Annotated in this window: 4 protein-coding genes; 2 read left to right on the top strand and 2 right to left on the bottom strand. The window is 71.9% G+C overall.

Going from position 1 to position 2,339, the window contains the following annotated elements; all coding sequences use genetic code 11:
- On the bottom strand, positions 1-894 hold an 894-nt coding region (locus AB0C29_RS44235), incomplete at its 3' end, for a SulP family inorganic anion transporter (RefSeq protein WP_360833777.1).
- 214 nt (positions 895-1,108) lie between these two features.
- On the opposite strand from AB0C29_RS44235, the gene AB0C29_RS44230 reads away from it, so the two are divergent.
- On the top strand, positions 1,109-1,441 hold the full coding sequence (locus AB0C29_RS44230) for a metalloregulator ArsR/SmtB family transcription factor (RefSeq protein ID WP_360552734.1): 333 nt from the start codon (positions 1,109-1,111) through the stop codon (positions 1,439-1,441).
- 9 nt (positions 1,442-1,450) lie between these two features.
- On the opposite strand, the gene AB0C29_RS44225 is transcribed toward AB0C29_RS44230, so the two are convergent.
- Positions 1,451-1,822 carry a hypothetical protein gene (locus AB0C29_RS44225; RefSeq protein ID WP_360833775.1) on the bottom strand — a complete coding sequence of 124 codons (372 nt, stop codon included), beginning with the start codon at positions 1,820-1,822 and terminating at the stop codon, positions 1,451-1,453.
- 200 nt (positions 1,823-2,022) lie between these two features.
- Between AB0C29_RS44225 and AB0C29_RS44220 the strand changes: the two genes are divergently transcribed.
- A partial coding sequence (locus AB0C29_RS44220; RefSeq protein ID WP_360833773.1) for a metalloregulator ArsR/SmtB family transcription factor occupies positions 2,023-2,339 on the top strand: 317 nt, incomplete at its 3' end.

The following is a 2,339-nucleotide window of genomic DNA, read 5'->3' as shown; positions in this document are numbered from 1 at the left end:
GGGGATCCCGCCGAACACGGGGGAGACCAGGTTGGCCAGCCCCTGGCCGAAGAGTTCGCGGTCGGGGTCGTGGCGTTCGTTGACCGTCATGGCGTCGGCGACCGTGGCCGACAGCAGGCTCTCCAGCGCGGCCAGCGCCGCCACCGCCACCGCGGCGGGCAGCAGCGTCCGCACGGCGCCGAGGTCGAGGAAGTCCAGCGACGGGGCCGGTAGGCCGGCGGGAAGGCGCCCGATGCTGGGCAGGGTGAGGGGCGTGAGCTCGACCAGGATGGTGGCGGCGGCCACTCCGATGAGGGAGAACGGCACGCCGGGACGCAGGCGGGCCCCGAGGAGCATCAACGCCGCGACGCCCAGAGCCACCGCGACGGCGGCCGGGTGTGGGTGGCGGGCGAAGCGGGTCACCGCGTCGGCGGCGACCGCCCACACCTTGTCGCCGTGCGCGCCGGAGACGCCGAGGGCCGCCGGCACCTGCTGCAGGGCGATGACCACGGCGATGCCAGCGGTGAAGCCTTCGATCACCGGGGTGGGCAGGTACCGCACGTAGCGGCCGAGGCGCGCCACCGCCAGCCCGATCAGGATCACCCCGGCCATCGCGCCGACCATCAGCACCCCGGCCGCGCCGACCTGCGCGACGACCGGCACCAGGACCACGGTCATCGCCCCGGTGGGTCCGGACACCTGCAGGTTCGAGCCGCCGAACACGGCGGCGACCGCGCCGGCGACGATCGCGGTGATCAGTCCGGCCTGCGCTCCCAGTCCCGAGGTGACGCCGAAGGCCAGGGCCAGCGGCAACGCCACCACGGCCACCGTCAGCCCGGCGACCAGGTCGGCGCGCGGTGCTCGGCGCACCGCCGCCCAGTCGGCGCGCTGCGGAAGCAGCCGGACGAAAGGCACGGACCCGCCCACGGCACCCTCTTCTCACGCCGGCCGATTGCCACGTCATCTCGCGACTTGCGAAGATTAGCAATTAAGCAAGACGTTGGTCGCGGCGGTGCCGGTGGACCCGCGGTCGCCCGCGCGGTCGTCGTCGTGGAAGCATCAGCACGGCGCAGGCCGCGACCGCGACCCGCCGCCGGCCGGCGGGGGAATGAGGACCGAGGTGGTGACGGTGAGCCGACCGCTGTACCAGTTGAAGGCCGAGTTCTTCAAGACGCTCGGTCACCCCGCGCGCATCCGGGTGCTGGAGCTGCTCAGTGAACGTGAGCGCTGCGTGGCGGAGATGCTCCCCGAGGTCGGCATCGAGCCCGCCCACCTGTCCCAGCAGCTGGCCGTGCTGCGGCGGGCCAACCTGGTCGTCACCCGCAGGGAGGGATCCACCGTGTACTACGCGCTGACCAGCCCGCACGTCGCCGAGCTGCTGGCCGTGGCGCGGCAGATCCTCTCCGGTGTCCTCAGCGGCCAGGCGGAGCTGCTGCGCGACCTGCACGCCGACCCGGCATAGGCGCCCCGGTCAGAGTTCCAGGGTCCGCTCGATCGACCGGAGCCGGTGCCGGGCCATGGCCAGGTTCGCGCGGTCCCGGTTCAGCGCCAGGTACATGAACAGGCCCTGGCCGGACCCACCGGTGACCGGCCGGATCAGGTGGTACTGCGAGCCGAGCGTGACCAGGATGTCGTCGATCTTCTCGTTGAGGCCCAGCAGATCCATCGTGCGCAGCTTGGCCCGTAGCACCTCGGTGTTGGCTGCCGCGGCGATCGCCACGTCGAAGCTGCGGTCCCCGCCGGCTGTGCCTAGCGCCATGCCGCTGGTGTAGTCGACGATGGCCGCCGCGATCGCGCCGTCCAGCTGCAACGCGTCCTTCAGCGCCACATCCATCTCTGCCATGGTCAACCCTCTTCCGTGTGTGCCGTCCGGACGAGGATCGGGGATCCCGGCGCGGGGTGATCGGACTTCCTGTCCGCCTTCGCCGCGCCTTCCCGCTGGGAAAATGGTGCATCGCGGAATCGAGTTGCCGATATTTGCAACTCGGCAGCAGAGAAATTCTGGGGATTCGCAGCCCAGCAAAGCGAACGGTGAGGTCGCTGGTGTCGGTACCGCTCTATCAGGCGAAGGCGGAGATGTTCCGCGTCCTCGGCCATCCCGTACGGATCCGCGCGCTGGAGCTGCTGCAGGCGGGCCCGCTCCCGGTGCGTGACCTGCTCGCCGAGATCGACGTCGAGCCGTCCACCCTGTCGCAACACCTCGCGGTCCTCCGGCGGGCCGGCGTCGTCGCCTCCTTCCGCGACGACGGCCTCGTCCTGTACGCGCTCAGCACGCCCGCCGTCGCGGACCTGCTCGCCGCCGGCCGGCGCATCCTCGGCGCGGTCCTGGCCGACCGGGACGGCTTGCTGGCCGAGCTGCG

Source organism: Actinoplanes sp. NPDC048791 (assembly GCF_040650095.1).
In the GTDB taxonomy this organism is placed as follows: domain Bacteria; phylum Actinomycetota; class Actinomycetes; order Mycobacteriales; family Micromonosporaceae; genus Actinoplanes.
The sequence above is the reverse complement of the archived record's forward strand: the minus strand, read 5'-3'. Positions and strand labels throughout refer to the sequence as shown.

Excerpts from the sequence above, each read along its gene's own strand:
- AB0C29_RS44225 (WP_360833775.1), bottom strand. The coding sequence starts at position 1,822 with ATGGCAGAGATGGATGTGGCGCTGAAGGACGCGTTGCAGCTGGACGGC.